Raw genomic sequence first — 24,637 nt, forward strand, 5'->3', positions numbered from 1 at the left:
GAGGAATACACATGTCGAGAAAAGATCCAAATCGACTAACAGGCAGACAAAAAGCAGCAATCCTAATGATTTCCTTAGGGCTAGACGTGTCAGCATCTGTATACAAACATCTGTCTGAAGACGAAATAGAAAAATTAACATTAGAAATTTCTAATGTACGAAGTGTAGATACTGCTAAAAAAGATGAAGTCATCGAAGAGTTTCACAGCATTGCCATCGCGCAGGACTACATATCGCAGGGCGGTCTTATGTACGCAAGACAAGTGCTTGAAAAAGCGCTTGGTGAGGACAAAGCGGACAGCATCTTAAACAGGCTAACATCCTCTCTTCAAGTGAAACCATTTGATTTTGCTCGAAAGGCTGACCCAGAACAAATTTTAAACTTTATCCAGCATGAGCATCCACAAACGATTGCACTTATCCTTTCCTACCTGGATCCAGTGCAGGCTGGGCAAATTTTATCTGAGTTAGGCGAGGAAGTACAAACTGAGGTTGCGAGACGTATTGCCTTAATGGACCGCACATCTCCAGAGATCATCAATGAGGTGGAACGTATTCTTGAACAAAAGCTTTCTTCAACCTTTACGCAGGACTATACGCAAACGGGCGGAGTCGAAGCGGTAGTAGAAGTGCTAAATGGTGTAGACCGTGCTACTGAGAAGACCATTTTAGACACACTTGAAATTCAAGATCCAGAGCTTGCGGATGAAATTAAGAAACGTATGTTTGTCTTTGAAGATATTGTCACTCTTGACAGCAGAGCGATTCAGCGCGTCATCAGAGATGTTGAAAATGATGACTTATTGCTCGCACTCAAAGTGGCAAGCGAAGAAGTCAAAGAAATTGTCTTCCGCAACATGTCACAGCGGATGGTCGAAACATTCAAAGAAGAAATGGAGTTTATGGGGCCAGTCCGGCTTAGAGATGTCGAGGAAGCACAAACCCGTATTGTCAGCATCGTAAGACGACTTGAGGAAGCTGGAGAAATCGTCATAGCTCGAGGCGGAGGAGACGATATCATTGTCTAGGATTATCAAACATGAAACATCTGTTATTCCTGAACAAGGACGGCAAACGATTCCTTTACAGCAAGTAAACTTTAAAAGAGAACATCACGAAGAAGAGCTTGTCAATGAAACCGAAGCATCACAGCTTGTACTCAGTGATGCAGAAGATCAAGCGAGCCGCATATTAGAACAAGCAAACAGTGAGCTGGAAAAAACAATGGCTGAAATCAATCAGCGCAGAACTGATTTTGAAGAAGAAAGAATGCAGCTTATTGAAGAAGCGAAACAAGCAGGTTATCAAGACGGCTTCCAAAAGGGCGAAGCAGATGCGAATATGCAGTACCAAGCTATTCTTGATCAAGCAAATGACATCGTCAGTCTTGCAAGGCAGGATTACGAAGAAAAAATTGAAAGCTCTGCTGAGCAAATTGTGGAACTCGCTTTTGAACTCGCCAAACGCGTTTGGAATGCAGCTGAGGACACGAAAGATCCATTTTTGACTCTTGTGAAGCAGGTCATTTCAGAAGTGAAAGAATATGATGATATTTCCATCTATGTTGACCCTGAACATTACGAGCATGTGATGGAATATAAAGACGAATTGATTAGAATCCTTCAAAAGGATACACACCTTGCCATTTACTCGGATGAAAAAGCGCCAAAAGGAACTTGTTATGTAGAAACAAGTTTTGGAAAAGTAGAAGCGAGTGTTGATACCCAAATGAATCAGTTGAAAGAAAAATTATTAGAAGTCATTGATTCAGGTGATCACAAATGAAAATGGATGTACTAAAAGAAACGATTGAAACCGCCGATCCTTATAAACGATTTGGTAAAGTCAATCGAGTGGTTGGGCTGATGATTGAATCTAAGGGGCCGGAGAGTTCGATCGGTGATGTGTGTCTCATTCATAAAAAAGGGAGCAAGCACCATCCGATAAAAGCAGAGGTCGTAGGATTTAGAGATGAAAACATTCTGCTCATGCCTTATGTAGAAGCATCCAATATTTCACCAGGAAGTCTTGTTGAAGCGACCGGTGAGTCGCTGAAGGTCAAAGTAGGGACTGGATTAATTGGTGAAGTCGTTGATGCCTTCGGTCATCCGCTTGATGGCAGTATGCTCCCAAAGGGACTTGCACCTGTTTCGACAGATCAGTCACCTCCAAATCCAATGGACAGGCCGCCTATTCGAGAAAAGATGGGTGTTGGTGTTAGAGTGATTGACAGTCTGCTCACAGTTGGCACTGGTCAAAGGATCGGGATTTTTGCCGGAAGTGGTGTTGGAAAAAGTACCTTAATGGGGATGATTGCAAAGCAGACAGAAGCAGACCTGAATATCATTGCCCTTGTGGGAGAGCGTGGCCGTGAAGTTCGTGAATTTATTGAAAAGGATTTAGGTGCTGAAGGACTGAAGCGATCCATTGTTGTCGTTGCAACTTCTGACCAGCCTGCACTGACGAGACTGAAAGCTGCGTATACAGCAACAGCTATTGCGGAGTATTTCAGGGACAGAGGCAAAAATGTCATGTTCATGATGGATTCTGTTACAAGGGTCGCCATGGCGCAAAGGGAAATAGGACTCGCAACTGGCGAGCCGCCAACAACAAAAGGATATACACCTTCAGTGTTCGCTATACTGCCAAAATTGCTCGAACGAACTGGGACAAATCAGCTTGGTTCCATCACAGCGTTTTACACAGTGCTTGTTGATGGGGACGATATGAACGAGCCGATTGCTGATACAGTGAGGGGGATCCTTGACGGGCACATTGTACTTGATCGTGCTTTAGCCAACAAAGGACAATTTCCCGCTGTTAACATTCTGAAAAGTATCAGCCGTGTCATGAGTAATATCGCAAGTCATGATCACAAGGAGGCGGCTAACCGGTTCCGCCAGCTTTTATCCACTTATCAAAACGCTGAAGACCTCATTAATATTGGAGCATATAAAAAAGGCTCCTCCAAAGATATCGATGAGGCCATGCAGGCTTACCCTCATCTGATTACATTTTTGAAGCAGGATGTAGAAGAGGCTGTATCTATTGAAGACAGTGTGAGTTTATTGCTCAGTTTGATGAATAGAGAGGATTGACAAAAACAGTGAGATATCAATACAAGTTTCAAAAGCTCTTAGAACTGAAAGAAAGTGAAAAAGACAAGTCACTCGCAGCATACCAACAATCCGTTTCGGCATTTGAGCAAGTTGCTGAAAAACTCTATGAAAATATGAGTAAAAAAGAGCTAATGGAAAAAAGCAAAGAAGAAAAGCTGAGAAGTGGAATGAGTGTTCAAGAAATGCGTCATTACCAGCAATTTGTGACCAACTTAGATAACACCATCCAGCATTATCAGCAGCTTGTGATCATGAAACGCAATCAAATGAATGAAAAACAATCTGATTTAACTGAAAAAAACATTGAGTTTAAAAAGTTTGAAAAAATGAAAGAAAAGCAATTTGAAAAGTTCTCCCTTGAACATAAGGCAATTGAAATGAAAGAAATGGATGATATCTCTATCAGCCAATTCATGTTTCAAGGACATTAGGAGTCGAGATGAATGCCTAAGAAGGAAAAAACGAAGGAATCAGGTGGCGGGAAATTTCAATGGATCTTGTTTATTGTCATCATCCCATTGATTGTGCTTGTGATTGTCACTGGCACAATCCTTTATATGGCAGGTTTTGATCTAAAAAAACCGCTCCAAAACATTCCGGTGATTAGCAGCTTAGTTGGTTCAGATGACAACTCAAAAACGTCATCTTCATCTAATGATCAAAGCGATGCAGAGTTGAAAGAACTGAAAAAGACCATTAAAGAGCAAAAAAATGAACTCGAAATTGCACAAAAAGATTTGAAAACAAGTGATGAAGAGATTAAGAGACTGAATCAAAAAATCAACTCACTTGAAAAAACATCTGAAAATGATGAAAAGAATACGTCAGCCAATGACAGTTCATCGAATAACAGCTCATCAAATAACACGTCAGGTAATAACTCGGCAGGAACGTCCTCTGATGCAGCGGCATCCTCTAATCAGCAGACAAAAGGAAAGGTCGCCAGCATTTATGAAAGCATGGACCCAGGGAAATCCGCCAAAATTTTATCAGAATTAAGTGATAAAGAGGCGTTAAAAATCCTTGAAGAGCTGAGCAAAAATAAACTGACAGACATATTAGCAAAACTGACACCTCAGAAGGCAGCAACGTTTACAAAAGAGCTTGCCAAAAAAGAAGAAAGTGAAAATGGGGGTGGACAATAAGTGAAGCTATTGGATATTGGAGCCTTACAGCAATCTTCTCAAGGTCTCTCAGGGCTAAAAGGAGACGGCGCTGCATCTGCACGCGGTTTGTTTAAACAATTGCTTAGCGGAGCAGGCGCTCAAAGCGGGCCTGTTCATGCTGAGACAGCCGCTCTTACCTCTCTTTCTATCAATGATGCGATGCAAATTGTTGAAAAATGGATGCAATCACCTGAAGAAGGAATGAGCGCAGACCTACTAAGTGCGCTTCAAACACTACAAGGTCAAACGCTTGAATCATCCGATCTCAAAACACTTGAAGAGTTATTTCAAAAAATGGAATCTTCCATTTACGGTGATCAAGCTGAAAAGCCAGGTTCTGAACATAGTGAACAGCTCATACAAGTCCACTTTTTCATCTATCAATTGCTCAATCAACAGCCGCCAAGCTTTGATGCGAAACTTGTGCAGGATATTGAAGGGAAAGGTCAAGACTTCATCCACTTTCTCTCGAAAAACGGGGTAGATGAAAAACTCATTCAGCAAGTAAAAGAGCAGTTCTTCTCGCAGGGATCAGCACCCAAGCTGAATTCGATGACTCAAAGTGAGCTAAAGCACTTTAATCAGTTAATCGACCATATGATGGCGAATGCGAAAGGGTCTGACAAAGAGTGGAAAATTTCACTAGGAGAGTTGAAGGAACTAATCTCTCCAAAACAAGAATCTACTCTCGCTTCTCCGGCAAAAGGGAATGCATCTCTTGAGTGGCTCATCAAAAAAGAAGTCGTTAAAGGACAAAGCGCTGCTGCACCAGCTTCTGAAAAAATAATGACCCATACACTTTTGCCAGGTCATAAGCAGTTTTTCCAACTGCAGTCAGCGGCTCCTGTTCAGCAGACACAAACGACTGATGAAAAGCCGGGAACAGTTGATCAGCAAATTCTAAACACGTGGAAGCAAATGAAATTCACGCCGTTTGGCAATTCAAGCGGACGCTTTACCGTTCGATTAAATCCAGAAAATCTTGGATTCATTACCATTCAGCTAACCAAGCAAAACGGTATGTATGCGAGTAAAATTACAGCCTCGACGCAAGCAGCGAAAGAGCTGTTAGAGCATCATCTGCCGCAGCTCAAGCAGGCGCTTCCGAATATGTCGGTTCAAGTGGACCGTTTCCATATACCGCTTCAATCAAATGAGCAGCCGTTATTTGGACAGTTTAGTGAAGAAAACAAGCAGCAGCAGCCAAAAGGACAGAATTTCCAGCAGGCTGATGAACAGGAAGCAGAATTCCAAGATGTACTGGATGCTCTTGTTGGGTCAGATGAAGAAGAGGAGGAGATCTAATGGCAACAGTTGATGCTACGAATAGAACAGCCGCACTAACAGACACTTCTTCAAAAGCAGAAAAGAAAACAGATACGCTTGGTAAAGATCAATTCTTGAAAATTTTGCTCACGCAGCTTCAAAACCAAGATCCGACAAACCCGCTTGATGACCGTGAGTTTGTCACGCAGCTTGCGACATTTTCATCTTTAGAACAGCAAACCAATATGAACGATTCGATCACCAAGCTGAATCAGCTCATGTCTACATTTGTTGCACACCAAGATCCGTTTACGACGTATGTAGGCTGGATTGGTAAAGAAGTATCGGGCAAATTGGATGATAAAGAGATATCGGGCACTGTGAAGTCTGTTAAAAACATAGACAATGAATACTTACTTGTTTTAGAGGATGGAACGAAAATCAGCCCTTGGGATGTTACAGCAGTTGGAGAAAAAACGAAGTAATTCGAGGAGGAAAATAAATGTTACGCTCACTTTACTCAGGAATTAGCGGAATGAAAAACTTCCAATCAAAATTAGATGTGGTAGCCAACAACGTAGCCAACGTTAATACACATGGATACAAAAAAAGCCGTATCACGTTTAAAGATATGGTCAGCCAAACCATTTCAAGCTCAGGTGGACCAACGAACAACTCTGGTTCAATCAACTCAAAACAAATTGGTTTAGGGTCCTCTTTATCTTCTATTGATAAAATCATGAAATCAGGTTCTTCTCAAAATACAGACGAACCATTTGATTTCTATATTAATGGAGATGGATTTTTCCGCATTCAAAAGCAAGGTGAAATCCTATTTACAAGAACAGGGAACTTCAAACCTGATTCAAATGGGGATTTGGCAACACCTGATGGAAACTATCTACTTGGCATGGATGGGCAAAGAATCAACATTCCAAGCGACAATGTGTCAAGTGTCAGTGTTGGGCCAGATGGGACCGTTTCTGTTGTTGAGAACAACGTTTCTCGTACTGTTGGGCAAGTATCACTTGTGTCATTCAGTAATGCAGGAGGTTTAGATAAAGTTGGGGATAACCTATACCGCCAAACGCTCAGTTCCGGTGCGCCAAGTAATGCCATCGCTCCTGGAAGTCAAGGAACAGGTGAACTTCAAACAGGGAAACTTGAAATGTCAAACGTTGATTTAACAGATGAGTTTACCGAAATGATTATCGCGCAGCGTGGATTCCAATCGAATGCAAAGACGATCACAACATCTGATGAAATTCTGCAAGAGCTTGTGAATCTGAAACGATAGGAGGTAGGGGGAGCGGGTGCTCGCTTCTCTGCTTAAAATGATTGAAGTGACAAGATTAAATGGCAAAGGATTTATGCTGAACGCTCTCCATATCGAGCAAATCGAAAGTTTTCCAGACACGACCATTACTTTGGCCAATGGAAAGAAATTCGTTGTGAAAGAAGATGAAGAGCAGCTTCAAGAGAAAATCATTTCTTTCTACAGAAAAATCCAAGTCATTTCATTGAATCAAGGAATAGAGGAGTTTGAATGAAGAAGAAATTAGTCGTAGTAATGCTAATCATGATTATTGCCATCGTCGGAATTGGAGCAGGCATCTTTTTTCTGCTGAATGGGTCAGACGAAGCAAAAGCCGAAAAAGAGCCAACAGCAGATGAAGTTGTAAAAGCTTCTGTTGAAATTCCTGAGATTATCACCAATTTAAAATCTGAAGGAAATGCTGTCAAACTTGTCCTGAATATTGAAACGGACTCTGAAAAAGCAAAATCAGAGCTTGAGAAAAGAAGTTTCCAAGTAAAAGATGCTGTAATCGATATTTTATCAGACACGAATGCAGATGAACTTGATGGCAAAAAAGGCAGAGAACATTTTAAAACACAAGTCAAAAACAGAGTGAATAACTATTTGCAAGATGGCAAGGTGAAAGAAGTATATATAACCTCCTTTAATCTGCAATAGAGGCGATTAATTAACGCGATGGAGGTGAAGAAATGTCAGGAGAAGTGCTTTCCCAGAATGAGATCGACGCATTATTATCCGCCATCTCAACAGGCGAAATGGATGCAGAAGAGCTGAAAAAAGAGGAAACGACGAAAAAAGTGAAGGTGTATGACTTTAAACGTGCACTGCGCTTTTCAAAAGACCAGATTCGAAGTTTAACAAGGATTCACGATAACTTCGCTAGACTGCTCACCACGCATTTTTCAGCGCAGCTAAGATCATATATTCAAATTACTGTCAGCTCGGTTGACCAAGTACCATACGAAGAATTTATTCGTTCGATTCCTAATATGACATTATTAAACTTATTTTATGTCAGCCCGCTTGAAGGAAGAATCATGCTTGAAGTAAACCCAACAATCGGCTATGCGATGATGGACAGGCTGATGGGCGGGATTGGCATTAGTCATAATAAGACAGAATCACTTACAGAAATTGAAACAAAGATTATCTCAAACATGTTTGAGGGAGCTTTGGAAAATTACAGAGAAGCGTGGCAGTCCATAACCGACATCGAGCCTGAAATGGCAGATTTCGAGGTAAATCCCCAGTTTGTTCAAATGGTGTCACCAAACGAAACAGTTGTCGTCATTTCTCTTAATACACAGATTGGCGAGGTAAGCGGGGTTATTAACCTATGTATTCCTCACGTTGTATTAGAGCCTATTATTCCGAAGCTGTCTGTACACTACTGGATGCAGTCTGAACGAAATGAACCAAAACAGCAAGAAACAAAGGCCATTGAAAAACGGATTATGAAGGCAAAAATACCGGTAGTCGCAGAGCTGGGACAATCGGAAATGACGGTGGAAGAGTTTTTGAATTTGGAAATTGGTGATTGTATTGCCTTGGACAAACCAGTAAATGCGCCTCTTACTGTTATGGTCGGAAATAAACCGAAATTCTTGGGACAGGCCGGCCGCGTGAATCGGAAACAGGCGATTCAAATTCTAGATCACGACATAAGAGGTGAAGAAGATGGAGAATAACGGAAGTAAATTATCACAAGACGAAATCGATGCGCTCCTTAAAGGAGGCAGCAATGACGATATAGAGCCTGATACAATCCTTTCTGCAATGGAGCAAGATGCCATTGGAGAAATCGGAAATATATCATTTGGCAGCTCTGCAACAGCACTTTCAACCCTATTAAATCAAAAAGTGGAGATTACAACTCCAACTGTTACAGTGATTCAAAAAAGTATGCTGAATGAGGAATTTCCTCATCCGTATGTCGCTATTGAAGTGAATTATACGGAAGGTTTCAGCGCAAGTAACCTGCTTGTTGTCCAGCAAACAGATGCAGCAGTTATTGCGGACTTAATGATGGGCGGAGACGGGACAAATGCTGACCCTTCTTTAAGTGAGATTCACTTAAGTGCAGTACAAGAAGCAATGAACCAAATGATGGGTTCTGCTGCGACATCCATGTCGACTGTCTTTAATAAAAAGATTGATATTTCTCCGCCGCGTGTCGAATTACTTGATGTGAAAGAAGGAGAAGGGACAGACCGCATTCCAGCTGAAGAAATGCTTGTCAAAGTATCCTTCAGATTAAAAATAGGTGAACTCATCGATTCAAATATTATGCAGCTTTATCCTATTACATTTGCGAAGGATTTAATTGCAGAATTAACAGATCCTGCGCAAGAAGAAGAGCCGGTTCAAGAAGAAGTGAGTGCACCTGAACCTCAGCCGGCAGCTCCGCAAACGCAGTCTGCCCCAGCGCAGCAAGCAGCACCGCCGAAAAGACAGGCGAAGCCAAAGCCGGCAGCACCTGTAAATGTGGCGCCAGTTGAATTTGAATCGTTCAGTGAGCCTCAGCATACAACAAGCCAGCTTGGAAACCTTGATATGCTGATGGACATTCCGCTTTCCATTACGGTGGAACTTGGAAGAACTCAGCGCAGTGTGAAAGAAGTTCTTGAGCTTTCAGCTGGAAGTATCATTGAACTGGACAAACTTGCTGGTGAGCCAGTAGACATTCTAGTTAACAAACGAATCGTCGCCAAAGGGGAAGTCGTTGTCATTGATGAGAACTTTGGTGTTCGTGTGACTGATATTTTAAGTCAGTCAGAAAGACTTTCTAATTTAAAATAAACAAACATATAGGGAGAGAATAAGTAAATGGCTACTAAGGTATTAATCGTAGATGATGCAGCATTCATGAGAATGATGATCAAGGATATTCTTGTAAAAAACGGATTTGATGTAGTAGGAGAAGCAGAAAACGGCGCACAAGCAGTTGAAAAATACAAAGAAACATCTCCTGATCTTGTCACAATGGATATCACAATGCCAGAAATGGACGGAATCACTGCACTAAAAGAAATTAAACAAATCGATGCTTCTGCAAAAATCATCATGTGTTCTGCTATGGGACAGCAGTCAATGGTTATTGACGCGATCCAAGCAGGTGCAAAAGACTTTATCGTGAAGCCATTCCAGGCAGACCGCGTACTTGAAGCAATTAATAAAACGTTAGGCTAAAAAAGGGTGTAAGATTTGTTGAAAAAACGTTTGATATGTATAGCAATGATCAGTTTTATGCTTTTCTTGACGATGCAGCCTGCCTCACTGTTTGCCGAAACGAAAGATTCTGAGAATGGCACAGTGAATGACTGGCTCAAAGGTGAGAAAGAAAGCAAAAAGGATACAGAGAAGAAAACCACTGACAATCAAACGAATCCGGCAGAAGAAGTTCCCTCTTCTTCTGTCTCCATTATGGATTTTGTCAAAATGATTGGTGCCTTACTTTTTGTCATCCTGCTTATTTATGGATTGGTGAGATTTGTTGGTAAGCAAAACCGCTTACTCAAACCATTTCGATATGTTGAAAATATTGGCGGAACGACAGTCGGACAAAACCGTTCAGTCCAGCTGATCAAAGTGGGCAAAAGAGTATTAGTTGTCGGCGTAGCAGACTCAATCCAGCTGCTAAAAGAGATTGATGATGAACAAGAATGTGAAGCAATCGTGAAACAATATGAAGAAGCGATGGAAAGCAAAACCGATTTGCCAAAAATGGTTCAAAAATTCACATCGCAGGTAAAGAAACATGATCAGCCGACCACTTCTTCTTTTTCAGCCAATTTAAAGGCTCAGCTAGCCGAATTGAAAAAGACCCAATCAGAAGTCAGAAAGAAAGGCCCGAAACAAAATGAATGAGTTTATCGATTTATTTAATTCCAGCGGTGCAGGAAATATCAGCACATCTGTCCGTCTTCTATTACTTTTAACTGTATTTTCGGTTGCACCGGGCATTCTCATTTTAATGACTTGTTTTACACGGATTGTGATTGTACTTTCATTCGTCAGAACATCACTTGCAACCAACTCAATGCCGCCAAACCAAGTGCTTGTTGGACTTGCTTTGTTTCTCACATTTTTTATCATGGCGCCCACGTTCTCACAGATTAATAAAGAGGCGCTGACGCCGCTTTTAAATGATGACATCACGTTAAATCAGGCGTATGAAAAAGCCGAAGTGCCTATTAAAGAGTTTATGAGTAAACATACAAGACAGAAAGATTTGGCTTTATTTCTTAGCTACGCAAAAATGGATACACCTGAATCGATTAAAGATATTCCATTAACGGCGATGGTTCCCGCTTTTGCTATTTCAGAATTAAAGACGGCATTTCAAATTGGTTTTATGATCTTTATTCCATTTTTAATTATTGACATGGTGGTCGCAAGTGTTCTGATGTCAATGGGGATGATGATGCTTCCGCCGGTTATGATATCGCTCCCTTTCAAAATATTGTTATTTGTTTTAGTCGATGGATGGTATTTGATAGTTAAATCTTTGCTGCAAAGCTTTTAGAGTAGGTGCTTAAAACATGAGTTCAGAATTTGTCATTACGATGGCTGAAAGATCAGTGTATGTAGTATTGCTTGTGAGTGGGCCGCTTCTAGCGCTCGCACTTATTGTGGGACTGATTGTCAGTGTGTTTCAGGCGACAACCCAAATTCAAGAACAGACGCTTGCGTTTATTCCTAAGATTGTTGCTGTACTCATTGGGCTTGTTGTGTTTGGTCCATGGATGCTTTCAACAATCGTGTCCTTTACGACAGAGCTGTTCTCGAATTTAGATCGATTTGCAGGTTAACAAGCGATGTCAATCATAGAATTATTCCCTGCTTTTCTTTTAGTTTTTATTCGGATCACCGCTTTTTTTGTGACAGTACCGCTTTTAGCGCATAGAACGATCCCAGCTGTACACAGAGTTGGATTCTCACTGTTTTTAGCTGTCATTAGTTTTAGCACCATAAAAGAACCGCCAGCACTCGACATAGACGGTCTTTATATGATGCTTGCGGTGAAAGAAGCAATGGTCGGACTTCTGCTTGGGCTGATTGCATACATCATGGTGTCCGCTGTTCAGATTGCCGGCTCATTCATTGATTTTCAAATGGGTTTTGCGATTGCCAATATTATTGACCCACAAACAGGGGCGCAGACACCGCTGATGGGACAGTTTTTTTATACGGTCACATTGCTGTTGATGCTGGCAACAAACGCACATCATTTGCTGCTTGATGGAATCTATTACAGCTTTCAATACATTGCAGTTGATCAATACGCGCTGAATTTCGGCAGTGAATCCTTTGCTTACTTTATCGCAAAAAGCTTCAACCAAATGTTTATCATCGCCTTTCAAATCTCGGCACCTGTCGTGGCAAGTCTGTTTTTAGTCGATTTGGCGCTGGGGATTGTGGCACGTACAGTTCCGCAAATGAACGTATTTGTGGTTGGACTTCCTATTAAAATGGGTGTGAGTTTTATTATGATCATCATCTGTATGGGCGTCATCTTCGGTGTTGTCCAAAATACATTTGAAACGATTGTACTCACCATGAGGAATTTCTTAGCATTGGTCGGTGGTTCGTCATGATGACAAGGCTTAGACTAGACTTGCAATTTTTCGCAGGTGAAAAAACAGAAAAAGCAACGCCGAAAAAAAGGCGGGATTCACGTAAAAAAGGACAGGTTGCCAAAAGTACCGACGTCAATACAGCCATCTCATTTCTATTAATTTTTTTATCATTCTTTTTTATTGGGCCTTTTATGAAAGAGCGGATTATCGCGCTCATAGAACGTTTTTATTCAACAACCATGCTAATGAAGGTTAGCACATCTAATATTCATCAACTATTCTTGGAATTGCTTCAGGAAACAGGGCTCCTCCTCATGCCAATCCTTGGTGTTGGCATGCTGGCGGGGATTATCAGTAACTATTTACAAGTCGGCTTTCTCTTTTCGGCAGAAGTGATCAAACCGAAATTAGAAAAGCTTGACCCAATCAAAGGGTTTAAACGGATATACAGTATTCGAGCCCTCGTAGAGCTATTAAAATCCATTTTGAAAATTGGCTTTGTTGGCTTTGCGACATTTATTGCTCTTTGGATGCACTTTGACGAAATTCTGCGGCTTCCTTTATTAACAGCAGAGGAAACCCTTCATTTCGTTGCAAATATGACCTTAATTATGGGGCTGTATGCTGCTGGTGCTCTTTTGATTTTGGCAGGGCTTGATTATATGTATCAGAAATTTGATTATGAAAAAAACTTGCGGATGTCGAAACAAGACATCAAAGATGAGTATAAAAAATCAGAGGGTGACCCGCTTATCAAATCAAAGATTAAACAGCGTCAGCGGGAAATGGCCATGAGACGGATGATGCAGGAAGTCCCAAAAGCGGACGTCATCATTACAAACCCAACCCACTATGCCATTGCTTTAAAGTATGATGAAGAAAAAATGGATGCGCCCTTTGTTGTGGCAAAGGGTACGGATATTTTGGCTTTGAAAATTAGAACGATTGCGAAAGAACATGATGTCATGACTGTAGAGAACCGCCCGCTTGCCCGCGCGCTCTATGATCAGGTCGACATCGACCAAGCGGTGCCGGAAGAATACTTTAAGGCCATCGCAGAAATTTTAGCTTACGTCTATAAAACGAAACAAAAGATTTTATGAATTTTTGGTTTTAAAAGGAGAGAACAGGCATGTCAGCAAGAGATTTATCTGTTTTATTCAGTGTTATTTTAATTGTGGCGATGCTGGTCATACCGTTTCCGCCCATTTTATTAAGTATTTTAATCATTATTAATATTTCTCTTGCGCTTATCGTGCTTCTCACCACAATGAACATGCAAGAACCACTGCAATTTTCAATTTTTCCATCATTGCTTTTGCTCTTAACGCTGTTTCGTTTAGGGCTAAACATCTCTACAACACGTTCTATTCTTTCAACAGGAGATGCTGGAAAGGTTGTCGAAACGTTCGGTTCATTTGTTGTTGGAGGAAATGTCCTCGTTGGTCTTGTTGTTTTCCTTATCCTGATCATCATTCAGTTTATTGTTATCACAAAAGGGGCAGAGCGTGTATCAGAGGTTGCGGCAAGATTTACACTCGATGCGATGCCAGGTAAACAAATGAGTATTGACGCAGATTTAAATGCAGGAATGCTGACCGAAAGTGAAGCAAGAAACCGCCGTGAAAAAGTAGCGAGAGAAGCAGACTTTTATGGAGCGATGGATGGTGCCAGTAAGTTCGTTAAAGGGGACGCCATCGCAGGTATTATCATCGTCATCATCAATATTATATTTGGAATCATTATCGGGATGCTTCAGCAAGGAATGTCGATTCAAGAATCAGCTTCCCACTTTACCCTATTAACGGTAGGGGACGGAATCGTTTCACAAATTCCGGCCCTCCTCATCTCAACGGCAACAGGGATTGTCGTGACGAGAGCTGCTTCTAACGGAAACCTTGGATCAGATATTACAGGGCAGCTCTTTGCATTCCCAGCCATGCTTTATGTGACAGCAGGCACGATCTTCCTTCTTGGGCTGTTTACACCAATCGGCATCCTTTTGACAGGGCCGATCGCAGGTTTACTTGCCCTTGGCGCATACATGATGTCGAAAAACAAACAAGACCAAGAAGAAATCGAAGAGGTACTGGAGGAACAAGCAGAGGTAGAAGAGATGAAAAGTCCAGAAAGTGTTATTCATCTCCTGCAAATGGATGCCATTGAATTTGAATTTGGCTACGGCCTGATCCCGCTCGCTGATGCAAATCAGGGCGGTGACCTGTTAGACCGAATTGTGATGATCCGAAGGCAGCTTGCCCTCGAACTTGGTCTTGTCATTCCAGTCGTCCGAATCAGGGACAATATTGCACTGAACCCAAATGAATACCGGTTGAAAATTAAAGGGAACGAAGTAGCAAAAGGTGAGCTGCTGCTCGATCATTACTTAGCGATGTCCCCAACGCCTGATGATGATCCGATTGAAGGAATTGAAACAATCGAACCATCCTTTGGTCTGCCGGCTAAATGGATATCAGAAGCAGAAAAAGATCAGGCTGAGATGCTAGGCTATACGGTTGTGGACCCAGCTTCTGTTGTGTCTACTCACATCACAGAGAAGATTAGACAAAACACACACGAGCTGCTCGGACGCCAAGAAACGAAGCAATTAATCGATCATCTGAAAGAAAGTTATCCTGTCTTAGTGGATGAGGTAACGCCAAATCCGCTGGCAGTCGGTGATATTCAAAAAGTACTGGCGAAGCTGCTGAAAGAAAAGGTCTCTATCCGAAACCTTGTCACCATTTTTGAGACGCTTGCAGACTACGGAAAATTAACGACTGATACTGATTTATTAACAGAGTATGTGAGACAGGCGCTCGCAAGACAGATTACCGCACAGTATGCAAGAGAAAATGAATCACTCAAAGTCGTGACATGCTCAGGCCGAGTAGAAAAGGTGATTGCAGACAGCGTTCAGCAGACAGAGCATGGAAACTACTTATCGTTAGATCCAGAATCCTCTGAAAGTGTGATTCAATCAGTGGCGAGAGAAATTGAACAGCTTTCGCTTCGTCAGGAAACGCCGGTTCTATTATGCTCACCTCCTATAAGAATGTACGTTAAGCAGTTGTTAGAAAGATATTTCCCAGATTTACCGGTACTATCTTATAACGAACTAGAAGCGAATGTGGAAGTACAGAGCATCGGAGTGGTGGATATCTAATGAAAATGAAAAAAATCACAGCAAATTCTATGCAGGAGGCAACGATTCAAATCAGGCAGCAGCTTGGGAAAGATGCCGTTATTTTAAATTCTAAAACCGTTGTCAAACGCAAACTGTTCGGTTTGAAGAAACAGCAAATGGTCGAAGTGATTGCAGTGCTGGATCAAGATTTCGAAGAAAGAGCTGGTAAAGGGTTAAACCCTGCGCCGCCTCTTCCAGTATTACCAAAAAAGGAACAAGTTCAACAGCTGCCCGAAGAGCCTTCATTTGCTCCCAAGGCGGCGAAACCAGCGCCTTCTCATACTCAGCCTTTAGAATATGTGAGGAATGAACGGCATGCGGGTATTTTGCCTGATCCTCTCATAGCAATCGATCAAAAGCTAAAGGATCAAGGGCTTGATGATGCCATTCGAGACGAATGCCTGAAGGGTCTTTTAACAAAGGGCGCGGTTAAAGAAAATCACATAAAAAAAGAACTTGAACAACTGCTGACAGATATGCTGCCAGCTAAAACCTCTGATGAGCCGATGATTTCTTCAAAATACATTGTACTGTTCGGTTCAACCGGAGCTGGTAAAACGACAACGATTGCAAAGCTGGCTGCTAAAACGGCCATTCAACAGCAAAAGAAAATCGCTTTTATTACAACCGATACGTACCGGATAGCAGCGATCGAACAGCTGAAAACATATGCTGAACTGCTGAATGCACCGCTTGAGGTTTGTTATTCAAGAGAGGATTTTGTAAAAGCCCAAGAGACCTTTAAAGAGTATGATCATATCTTCATCGATACAGCAGGTCGTAACTTTAAAGAAGAAGCGTATATCAAAGAGCTGACCGACATTATTCCATTCGATGAGAGCATTCAAAGTTTTCTCGTGATGAGTGCCACATCGAAGTATCAAGACATGAAAGCCATGGTCAAACGCTTTGAGCACGTTCCAATCAATCAATTCATTTTTACAAAAGTAGATGAAACGGACACGATGGGAACCATTTTTCAAATCATTGCTGACTCTCAAATCAAACTTGGTTTTTTAACAAATGGTCAAAATGTGCCTGAGGATATTCTTGAAGGTTCTCCTCTTGAACTTACAAGGATGGTTTTACAATCATGAAGCCCGACCAAGCAGAAGGGTTAAGAAAACTAGTTCAGCAGAGTCAAATCATCACACCGGCTCCTCTTAACGGTAGCGGACAGGCAAAAACCATTGCCGTCATGAGCGGTAAAGGCGGGGTAGGTAAATCGAATTTGACCCTGAATATGGCACTGTCTATTGCAAGTACAGAGAGAAGAGTGTTAGTGATCGATCTTGATTTTGGGATGGGGAATATTGATATTTTACTAGGGAAAACATCGACTAGTTCTATATTAGATGTTCTCGTTAGAAAAAAATCCTTCCAAGCAGCCATGACAAAAGGAACGGACAACCTATATTACATTTCTGGCGGAAGCGGGCTTGAACAGCTGTTTTCTTTAGATAAAGATCAATGGTCGTTCTTTTTGGAAGAGATGGAAAGAATAATGCAGGACTTCGATTGTATCTTCTTTGATATGGGAGCCGGCTTGTCAAAAGATCAGCTGCCTTTTGTCTTATCGGCAGGAGAAGTGGTCGTTGTGACTACGCCAGAGCCAACATCCATCATGGATGCCTACAGCGCGATTAAACACTTAGCCATTCATCAGTTTGAACGGTCTGTGCAAATCATTGTTAACCGGTGCAAAACCCCGTCAGAAGGGTCTGAAACCTACCGGAAATTAGCAGGAGTGGTCACATCTTTTCTTCACAGAAAACTTGTATTTGCTGGCGCTGTGCCTGAAGATCCTGCGGTTCCTAAAGCAGTATCAGAACAAATTCCATTTTATATGAAGCAGCCTCATTCAAGGCTGAGTAAAACGATTAAGATGCTGGCAGAAACAATATATCATCAGCAGATAAGAGAGGCACGGAGAGAACAGCATACGTTTATAGATAAGTTGTCCTCTTTTTTTAAAAGGAGGAAGGTGGACTCATGATTAGAGTGCTAGTAGTAGATGACTCGGCCTTTATGAGAAAGCTCATTAGTGATTTTCTAAGTGCCGAGCAAGAAATAGAAGTCGTCGGAACGGCGCGAAATGGGGAAGATGCCTTAAAACAGATCAAGGAACTGAATCCAGATGTTGTCACGTTAGATGTGGAAATGCCTGTTTTAAATGGGACAGAAGCATTAAAACAAATTCTGGCTGAACACGACCTTGCCGTGATTATGGTGTCAAGCCAGACAAAGCAAGGAAAAGATTTAACCATCCATTGCTTAGAACTCGGTGCTTTTGACTTTGTGACAAAGCCTTCGGGAAGTATTTCGCTCGATTTGCACAAAGTGAGGGGGCAAATTGTAGAGCGGGTACTTGCAGCAGGACTGTCAAGGAAACGCACTGAAGAGAAGGTGTCTCCTAAACCGGTGATAAAGCCGCCAAGTCCAGTGGCTTCACCCCGGCTGCAACCATTAAAAGGCAGCTCACTCCGAAAGATTATTACTATCGGAACATCTACAGGAGGACCAAGGGCACTTCAACGAGTCGTAACGAAGCTGCCTAAGGACATCGAGGCACCTATATTGATTGTGCAGCATATGCCAGCAGGATTCACGGCATCACTTGCTACTAGGTTAGATCATTTATCACAAATTACGATTAAAGAAGCGCAAGATGGAGACATCGCGAAAAATGGAGTGGCTTACATAGCTCCTGGTGGAATGAATATGTCACTTCATGACCAAGGGGGGTCACTTGTTATCAGGCTGTCCCCTGAAGACACGGAAAGCCGGCACAAGCCATCTGTTAACTATTTATTTGAATCCATCAGCAGCATAAAGGGTTACGAGAAAATCGCTGTCATTATGACAGGGATGGGCAGTGACGGTACTGAAGGTGTCAAAAAAATGGTCGCAAGCGGTCATACGAAAGTCATTGCAGAAAAAGAAGAATCATGTGTTGTTTTCGGAATGCCTAAATCAGTCATTAAAGCAGGCCTTGCACATGAAACAAGGCATGTGGATGACATCGCACATGCAATTATTAGCTCCATGAAAAAAGAGAGGGCGTGAACACGTTGGATGTAAACCAATACTTAGATATCTTTTTAGATGAAAGCAGAGAACACTTACAAACTTGTAATGAAAAACTTCTTGATTTAGAAAAGAACCCAACCGACTTGCAGCTAGTGAATGATATATTCAGAGCGGCTCATACATTGAAAGGCATGAGTGCAACGATGGGCTTTGATGATATGGCTCACTTAACGCATCATTTAGAAAACATGTTTGATGCTATCCGTAATGAACAAATGATTGTCACTCCTGAGTCAATGGATACGATGTTCGAAGCACTCGATCATCTTGAAGCAATGGTTCAATCGATTGCAGAAGGAGGAGACGGGAAACGTGATGTCACAGAGATTAGTAAAAAGCTAGATGTGACAGGAAGCCATGCTGAGGCAGCTTCAAGCGTTGAAACAGCAGATGCATCAGCTGCTGCTAATGACTTAGATTATAACGAATTTGAACGAACGGTTCTTGATGAAGCGAGAGAGCAAGGCTTTAAATGCTATGAACTTAACGTGACATTAAGTGAAGCGTGCTTACTAAAAGCCGTTCGTGTCTATATGATTTTTGAAAGATTAAATGAAGCAGGCGAGGTTGTCAAAACTGTTCCAAATGCAGAACTGTTAGAATCAGAAGATTTTGAATCTGAATTCAGCATTTCTTATCTTTCTAAACAGCCGATGGATGAAGTGCAGAAAATCGTCACGGCGATCTCAGAGGTTGAGAAGGTTGAGATCTCTGAAGTCTCCGCATTTGAAGAAGCAGCTCCGGCTGAAAAGCAAGAGGCGCAGCCTGAACAGAAAAAAGAAGAAGTATCGGTTCCTGCTGCGAAAGCGCCAGCAAATGATGCGCCAAAAGCAAATGGCAATAACGGTGCAGCTGCCGGCGGAACGAAAACAATTCGTGTCAACATCGACCGTCTTGATTCTCTTATGAATCTTTTTGAAGAACTTGTGATTGATAGAGGCCGTTTAGAACAGATTGCTAAAGAACTAGAAAATAACGAACTCACAGACACAGTCGAAAGAATGACTCGTATTTCTGGAGACCTGCAATCAATCATCCTGAACATGAGAATGGTACCTGTGGAAACTGTCTTTAACAGATTCCCGCGTATGATTCGTCAATTGACGAAAGAGCTTAATAAGAAAATTGAGCTGATTATTGAGGGTGCTGAGACGGAGCTTGATCGAACAGTGATCGACGAGATTGGTGATCCGCTCTTGCACTTACTCAGAAACAGTCTAGATCACGGGATTGAATCACCAGAAGAACGTGTGAAAAAAGGCAAGCCGGAAAAAGGTACGGTTCTATTAAAAGCGTACCATAGCGGAAACCATGTCTTCATTGAAGTAGAAGATGATGGTGGCGGAATTAACCGTAAAAAGGTGCTTGAAAAAGCATTAGAGCGCGGGGTTATCACAGAAAGAGAAGCAGAAACACTTGAAGATCATCAAATTGATTCATTGATCTTTGCAGCAGGATTCTCTACAGCTGATACGATTTCTGACATCTCAGGCCGCGGTGTAGGTCTTGACGTTGTGAAAAACAAGCTGGAATCACTTGGCGGATCTGTAAGCATTAACTCAACAGAAGGACAGGGTTCACTATTTTCGATCCAGCTTCCGCTTACATTATCAATTATTTCCGTTCTTCTTGTAAAACTAGAAGAGGAAACATTTGCGATTCCGATTTCTTCTATTATTGAAACGGCTGTCATTAAGAAAAGTGACATCCTGCAAACGCATGATCGTGAAGTGATTGATTTCCGCGGATTTATCGTACCGGTCGTGTACTTGAAGAAACAATTCAACGTACCAAATGCGAATGAATTAGAGGAAGAGCTGCACATCATTGTTGTTCGTAAAGGAGACAAGCTGACAGCATTTGTGGTCGATTCATTTATTGGTCAGCAAGAGGTTGTATTGAAATCACTAGGAGATTATCTGCCAAACGTATTTGCGATATCCGGCGCAACGATCCTAGGTGACGGTCAAGTTGCACTCATCGTTGACTGTAATGCACTGATCAAGTAAAAAACAATAGAGGAGCGGTCTGAAATGAGTACAGATATCAAAACTGGCGAAAAGATGATTGTGTTTATCGTAAACAAAAAAGAATACGCCATTTCAGTATCAGAAGTAAAGTCCATTGAAAAATGGCAGCAGCCGACAAGAGTTCCTGGCGTTGCCCCTTATATATGCGGTGTTATTAATTTACGCGGTGTCGTGACACCTGTCATTGACCTGAGAGTCAGACTTGGTTCTACTGACAACGAAATTACAGATGAAACAAGAATGATCATTGTACAAGTTGGTGACATTGAAGTCGGCTGGATTGTTGATGAAGCAAATGATGTCATAACCGTACATCAGGAAGAAGTAGAATCTTCTCCTGAATCAGCTGAAAAAGAAGGACAGTCATGGGTGACAGGTATCATTAAGCATGATCAGCGTCTTTTCAATATCATTCATGCCGGTGCTGTCCTCGACAAGAGCGTTCAAGGTGCACCTGTTCATTAAGGGGGATGTGAAATGAGCATTTTCAACGAAATTAAAGATGAACAGCTAGATATTTTAGGAGAGGTTGGGAATATCGGGGCAGGCCACGCAGCGTCTGCTCTTGCCAACCTATTGGATCGCAAAATAGATATGGCTGTTCCTTTTGTCAAGGTTCTCTCGTTTGAAGATTTAATGGATTTCTTTGGCGGTGCAGACCTTCCTGTTGCAAGCATTTTCCTGCGAATGGAAGGGGATTTAACCGGCTCAATCTTTTTCATTATGCCGTTTAAGCAAGCAGAGCAATTTGTAAGAGAGCTTGTCCAGGATCCGGCATTTGATATTGATACGATTCATGAACATGAGATGGGGACGTCAGCACTTCATGAACTTGGAAATATTTTAGCGGGCTCTTATTTATCAGCCCTTGCCGATTTAACCAAATTGCAGCTTTACCCAAGTGTTCCAGATGTCACGCTCGATATGTTCGGGGCTGTCATTAGTGAAGGGTTGATGCAATTCAGTCCTCTTGGTGATCAGGCGATTGTGATTGATACATCTATTTTTGATGATCAAAATAAGCAAGAGCTGAAAGGAAATATGTTTCTATTACCAGACTTTGAATCGTTCGAAAAACTATTCAAAGCATTAGGTAACCTATAATGAACGTGCAAATTCCGGCAGTTGTAAAGGTTGGTATTGCGGATGTTCAGCTTGTTAAATCACCGGACCGCATTCGGACATCCGGTCTTGGTTCCTGCGTAGGGCTTGTCTTGTTTGATCAAGACAAAAAGCTGGCAGGCCTTGTCCATGTTATGCTTCCAGATTCCTCTCTTTCAAAAGGGGCGGTGGAGAACTTGGCTAAATATGCAGATACAGGTGTCAAGCATACAATTGATCTGCTCTTAAAAGCAGGCGCACGCAAACATGCGCTAAAGGCAAAACTTGCTGGCGGGGCGGAAATGTTTAAGTTTAAGTCAACCAATGATCTAATGAGAATTGGACCTAGAAACGTTTCAGCTGTAAAAGAACATCTGTCTCTTCATCATATCCCGATTATTAGTGAGGATACAGGCGGAAACAGTGGCCGCACGATCGAATTCGATCCGCTTACGGCAGAGCTTGAGATCCGTACTGTGAAGCAAGGCATTATGAAGATATAACTAAGGAAGTATAGGGGGATAAAGATGCAATCCTTAAATTACGAAGATCAGGCGCTATGGGCTAGATGGAAAGAGTGGAAAGACCCAGCTGCTGGAGATGATCTTATGCGCCGCTATATGCCGCTCGTCACATATCATGTTGGAAGAATTTCCATCGGTCTCCCGAAGTCAGTGCATAAAGAAGACTTGATCAGTCTAGGGATGCTCGGTTTATATGATGCCCTTGAAAAATTTGATCCCGGAAGAGATCTGAAGTTTGATACATATGCATCCTTCAGAATCCGCGGGGCCATTATCGACGGTCTTCGTAAAGAGGACTGGCTGCCTCGTACATCAAGAGAAAAAACAAAAAAAGTAGAAGCGGCTATTGAAAAGCTTGAACAGCGTTATTTGCGTAATGTGACGCCGACAGAGGTGGCTGAGGAACTCGGCATGAGTGAACAGGATGTCGTCACAACGATGAATGAAGGATTCTTTGCAAATCTGCTCTCAATCGATGAGAAGCTGCATGATCAAGAAGACGGAGAGAACGTCCAAGTCATGATTCGCGACGAGAAGTCTGTGACTCCAGAAGAGAAAATGCTGAAAGATGAATTAATTGAACAGCTTTCTGAAAAAATCACAGAGCTTTCAGAAAAAGAAAAACTTGTGATCAGTCTTTTCTATAAAGAAGAACTGACATTAACGGAAATCGGTCAAGTGCTCAATTTATCTACCTCGCGCATTTCGCAAATTCATTCAAAGGCCTTGTTCAAGCTTAAGCATCTGCTTGATAAAGCCATTCAATCTTAAAGAGTTAGTGAGTGAAAAAATATGTTATGGCTGATTAGCTTCATGCTTCATGCTGCACTTATTTATTTTGTGATTATTTTATATACGAGAATGAATTCGCTGAAGGCAACAGAACAAAAGCAGCGAGAACTTCTAGAAGAAACGGAAAATACCCTGGCTGCATTTTTGATGGAGGTCAAAGAAGAGAATGACAAACTATCAAAAGTGGCAGCCGCTTCCCCTGATTTTTCTGCTGAAGAGCTGAAATCGGATCTTCAGACACCAAAGCAGCCACAACCACCAATTGAATCCCAGCAATCGGTCGAAAGTGAAGATCCCGTACCAGAGCACCTGTCGGCTCTCCTTAGCGAAGTTGAGGTGCAGGAAGAGAAGGTAAACGAACCCGTTCCACAACTTGAAACAGAGGCTTCTCTGCTTTCTAAAAGTGAAATAGAAGAACCATTCGAGGACCAAGTGAAGACCCTATATGATGAAGGGCGGTCACTAGAAGAAATAGCGAAAGAAATGAAAACTGGCAAGACAGAAATCGAGCTTTTATTAAAATTTAGCGGAAAGCTGTAAAGGATTCTTGATTGTCAGTCCATCATGTGTTATATTATTTCTTGGTGTTAAATACACACGCTTAATGATTCGTATGAAGGTGCTGCCGTGGCGCAGTTTTATGTGAACATGACTTAAGCGGAGGAAAAAAAACCATTATATTAGGAGGCAACAAAATGTCAGTTATTTCTATGAAACAATTGCTAGAAGCTGGTGTTCACTTCGGTCACCAAACTCGCCGTTGGAACCCAAAAATGAAGCGTTACATCTTTACAGAGCGTAACGGTATCTACATCATCGACCTTCAAAAAACGGTGAAAAAAGTAGAGGAAGCTTACAACTTCACGAAAAACCTTGCTGCTGACGGAGGAAAAATCCTATTCGTTGGTACGAAAAAGCAAGCACAAGATTCAGTGAAAGAAGAAGCAATCCGTTCTGGTATGTTCTATGTGAACCAACGCTGGCTTGGTGGAACTTTAACAAACTTTGAAACAATCCAAAAACGTATTAAACGTTTAAAAGATATTGAAAAAATGCAAGAAAACGGTACATTCGAAGTTCTTCCTAAGAAAGAAGTCGTTCAACTGAAAAAAGAATTAGAGCGTCTTGAAAAATTCCTAGGCGGAATCAAAGACATGAAGAGTCTTCCGGATGCACTTTTCATTATCGACCCTCGTAAAGAGCGTATTGCAGTTGCAGAAGCTCGTAAATTGAATATCCCAATCATCGGTATCGTTGACACAAACTGTGATCCAGACGAAATTGATGTTGTGATCCCTGCAAACGATGATGCAATCCGTGCTGTAAAACTTCTAACTGCTAAAATGGCAGATGCGATTCTTGAGTCTAAACAAGGCGAAGAAGAAGCTGTTGTAGAAGAAACGACAGAAACTGAAACAACAACTGCGTAACCTATTCAAAAGGTGATAAGAGGGAAATGCCTTTT

Annotated in this window: 29 protein-coding genes; all 29 read left to right on the forward strand. The window is 41.8% G+C overall.

Features of this window, described 5'->3' with window-relative positions; all coding sequences use genetic code 11:
- The first annotated feature begins 11 nt into the window (after positions 1-11).
- The 29 genes from fliG to rpsB all read left to right on the forward strand — a co-directional run bounded on the left by fliG (position 12) and on the right by rpsB (position 24,602).
- Entirely contained in the window at positions 12-1,028 is a 1,017-nt protein-coding gene (gene fliG, locus AWT60_RS09390; protein ID WP_034281776.1) for a flagellar motor switch protein FliG, read from the forward strand.
- Positions 1,021-1,785, forward strand: a complete 765-nt coding sequence (gene fliH / locus AWT60_RS09395; RefSeq protein ID WP_218677167.1) for a flagellar assembly protein FliH — start codon at positions 1,021-1,023, stop codon at positions 1,783-1,785. The genes fliG and fliH overlap by 8 nt, the downstream gene beginning before the upstream one ends.
- Complete coding sequence (gene fliI / locus AWT60_RS09400; protein ID WP_197202457.1) at positions 1,782-3,098, forward strand: flagellar protein export ATPase FliI; 1,317 nt, start codon at positions 1,782-1,784, stop codon at positions 3,096-3,098. Before fliH ends, fliI begins: the two co-directional genes overlap by 4 nt.
- An 8-nt stretch (positions 3,099-3,106) precedes the next feature.
- Entirely contained in the window at positions 3,107-3,550 is a 444-nt protein-coding gene (gene fliJ, locus AWT60_RS09405) for a flagellar export protein FliJ (protein ID WP_218677168.1), read from the forward strand.
- A 12-nt stretch (positions 3,551-3,562) separates the two neighbouring features.
- A complete protein-coding gene (locus tag AWT60_RS09410; RefSeq protein WP_218677169.1) occupies positions 3,563-4,264 on the forward strand; it encodes a MotE family protein in 702 nt (233 codons plus the stop codon).
- Positions 4,265-5,590: a flagellar hook-length control protein FliK gene (locus tag AWT60_RS09415; protein WP_218677170.1), complete on the forward strand. Its 1,326-nt coding sequence runs from the start codon at positions 4,265-4,267 to the stop codon at positions 5,588-5,590. It abuts the gene before it with no gap.
- The gene (gene flgD / locus AWT60_RS09420; protein ID WP_218677171.1) at positions 5,590-6,036 is read left to right on the forward strand and encodes a flagellar hook assembly protein FlgD; all 447 of its coding nucleotides are present in this window, start codon (positions 5,590-5,592) and stop codon (positions 6,034-6,036) included. The genes AWT60_RS09415 and flgD overlap by 1 nt, the downstream gene beginning before the upstream one ends.
- 17 nt (positions 6,037-6,053) lie before the next feature.
- Entirely contained in the window at positions 6,054-6,848 is a 795-nt protein-coding gene (gene flgG, locus AWT60_RS09425; RefSeq protein WP_034281786.1) for a flagellar basal body rod protein FlgG, read from the forward strand.
- Positions 6,849-6,885: 37 nt separating this feature from the next.
- On the forward strand, positions 6,886-7,101 hold the full coding sequence (swrD, locus tag AWT60_RS09430; protein ID WP_008344794.1) for a swarming motility protein SwrD: 216 nt from the start codon (positions 6,886-6,888) through the stop codon (positions 7,099-7,101).
- On the forward strand, positions 7,098-7,526 hold the full coding sequence (fliL, locus tag AWT60_RS09435) for a flagellar basal body-associated protein FliL (RefSeq protein WP_197202461.1): 429 nt from the start codon (positions 7,098-7,100) through the stop codon (positions 7,524-7,526). The genes swrD and fliL overlap by 4 nt, the downstream gene beginning before the upstream one ends.
- Before the next feature lie 32 nt (positions 7,527-7,558).
- Positions 7,559-8,557, forward strand: a complete 999-nt coding sequence (fliM, locus tag AWT60_RS09440; protein ID WP_024424167.1) for a flagellar motor switch protein FliM — start codon at positions 7,559-7,561, stop codon at positions 8,555-8,557.
- Positions 8,547-9,668 (forward strand): flagellar motor switch phosphatase FliY, encoded by a 1,122-nt coding sequence (gene fliY, locus AWT60_RS09445; RefSeq protein WP_024424166.1) that lies wholly within the window; start codon positions 8,547-8,549, stop codon positions 9,666-9,668. Before fliM ends, fliY begins: the two co-directional genes overlap by 11 nt.
- A gap of 27 nt (positions 9,669-9,695) precedes the next feature.
- Positions 9,696-10,058, forward strand: coding sequence for a chemotaxis protein CheY (gene cheY, locus AWT60_RS09450; RefSeq protein WP_007499584.1), 363 nt, complete (start codon positions 9,696-9,698; stop codon positions 10,056-10,058).
- A gap of 18 nt (positions 10,059-10,076) precedes the next feature.
- On the forward strand, positions 10,077-10,736 hold the full coding sequence (fliZ, locus tag AWT60_RS09455) for a flagella biosynthesis regulatory protein FliZ (protein ID WP_041109001.1): 660 nt from the start codon (positions 10,077-10,079) through the stop codon (positions 10,734-10,736).
- The gene (fliP, locus tag AWT60_RS09460; RefSeq protein ID WP_008354479.1) at positions 10,729-11,394 is read left to right on the forward strand and encodes a flagellar type III secretion system pore protein FliP; all 666 of its coding nucleotides are present in this window, start codon (positions 10,729-10,731) and stop codon (positions 11,392-11,394) included. The genes fliZ and fliP overlap by 8 nt, the downstream gene beginning before the upstream one ends.
- Before the next feature lie 16 nt (positions 11,395-11,410).
- On the forward strand, positions 11,411-11,680 hold the full coding sequence (fliQ, locus tag AWT60_RS09465) for a flagellar biosynthesis protein FliQ (RefSeq protein ID WP_003211206.1): 270 nt from the start codon (positions 11,411-11,413) through the stop codon (positions 11,678-11,680).
- 6 nt (positions 11,681-11,686) lie between these two features.
- Entirely contained in the window at positions 11,687-12,466 is a 780-nt protein-coding gene (fliR, locus tag AWT60_RS09470; protein WP_024426982.1) for a flagellar biosynthetic protein FliR, read from the forward strand.
- Positions 12,463-13,551: a flagellar biosynthesis protein FlhB gene (gene flhB / locus AWT60_RS09475; protein WP_056766440.1), complete on the forward strand. Its 1,089-nt coding sequence runs from the start codon at positions 12,463-12,465 to the stop codon at positions 13,549-13,551. Before fliR ends, flhB begins: the two co-directional genes overlap by 4 nt.
- Positions 13,552-13,580: 29 nt before the next feature.
- On the forward strand, positions 13,581-15,614 hold the full coding sequence (flhA, locus tag AWT60_RS09480) for a flagellar biosynthesis protein FlhA (protein WP_041109003.1): 2,034 nt from the start codon (positions 13,581-13,583) through the stop codon (positions 15,612-15,614).
- Positions 15,614-16,732, forward strand: coding sequence for a flagellar biosynthesis GTPase FlhF (flhF, locus tag AWT60_RS09485; RefSeq protein WP_202739065.1), 1,119 nt, complete (start codon positions 15,614-15,616; stop codon positions 16,730-16,732). The genes flhA and flhF overlap by 1 nt, the downstream gene beginning before the upstream one ends.
- On the forward strand, positions 16,726-17,631 hold the full coding sequence (locus AWT60_RS09490) for a MinD/ParA family protein (RefSeq protein ID WP_218677189.1): 906 nt from the start codon (positions 16,726-16,728) through the stop codon (positions 17,629-17,631). The genes flhF and AWT60_RS09490 overlap by 7 nt, the downstream gene beginning before the upstream one ends.
- Complete coding sequence (locus AWT60_RS09495; RefSeq protein WP_218677172.1) at positions 17,628-18,701, forward strand: protein-glutamate methylesterase/protein-glutamine glutaminase; 1,074 nt, start codon at positions 17,628-17,630, stop codon at positions 18,699-18,701. Before AWT60_RS09490 ends, AWT60_RS09495 begins: the two co-directional genes overlap by 4 nt.
- A 5-nt stretch (positions 18,702-18,706) precedes the next feature.
- On the forward strand, positions 18,707-20,734 hold the full coding sequence (locus AWT60_RS09500) for a chemotaxis protein CheA (RefSeq protein ID WP_041109011.1): 2,028 nt from the start codon (positions 18,707-18,709) through the stop codon (positions 20,732-20,734).
- Between the two features lie 24 nt (positions 20,735-20,758).
- Entirely contained in the window at positions 20,759-21,220 is a 462-nt protein-coding gene (locus AWT60_RS09505) for a chemotaxis protein CheW (protein WP_024424157.1), read from the forward strand.
- A 12-nt stretch (positions 21,221-21,232) separates the two neighbouring features.
- On the forward strand, positions 21,233-21,859 hold the full coding sequence (locus AWT60_RS09510; protein ID WP_163115146.1) for a chemotaxis protein CheC: 627 nt from the start codon (positions 21,233-21,235) through the stop codon (positions 21,857-21,859).
- On the forward strand, positions 21,859-22,359 hold the full coding sequence (locus AWT60_RS09515) for a chemotaxis protein CheD (RefSeq protein ID WP_024424155.1): 501 nt from the start codon (positions 21,859-21,861) through the stop codon (positions 22,357-22,359). The genes AWT60_RS09510 and AWT60_RS09515 overlap by 1 nt, the downstream gene beginning before the upstream one ends.
- 24 nt (positions 22,360-22,383) lie before the next feature.
- Positions 22,384-23,151, forward strand: coding sequence for a FliA/WhiG family RNA polymerase sigma factor (locus tag AWT60_RS09520; RefSeq protein ID WP_024424154.1), 768 nt, complete (start codon positions 22,384-22,386; stop codon positions 23,149-23,151).
- 21 nt (positions 23,152-23,172) lie between these two features.
- A complete protein-coding gene (locus tag AWT60_RS09525; RefSeq protein WP_218677173.1) occupies positions 23,173-23,712 on the forward strand; it encodes a Swarming motility protein SwrB in 540 nt (179 codons plus the stop codon).
- A 155-nt stretch (positions 23,713-23,867) separates the two neighbouring features.
- On the forward strand, positions 23,868-24,602 hold the full coding sequence (gene rpsB, locus AWT60_RS09530; protein ID WP_024426991.1) for a 30S ribosomal protein S2: 735 nt from the start codon (positions 23,868-23,870) through the stop codon (positions 24,600-24,602).
- Positions 24,603-24,637 lie beyond the last annotated feature (35 nt).

Source organism: Bacillus sp. F2HM (genome assembly GCF_019266135.1).
Lineage (GTDB): Bacteria > Bacillota > Bacilli > Bacillales > Bacillaceae > Bacillus > Bacillus safensis.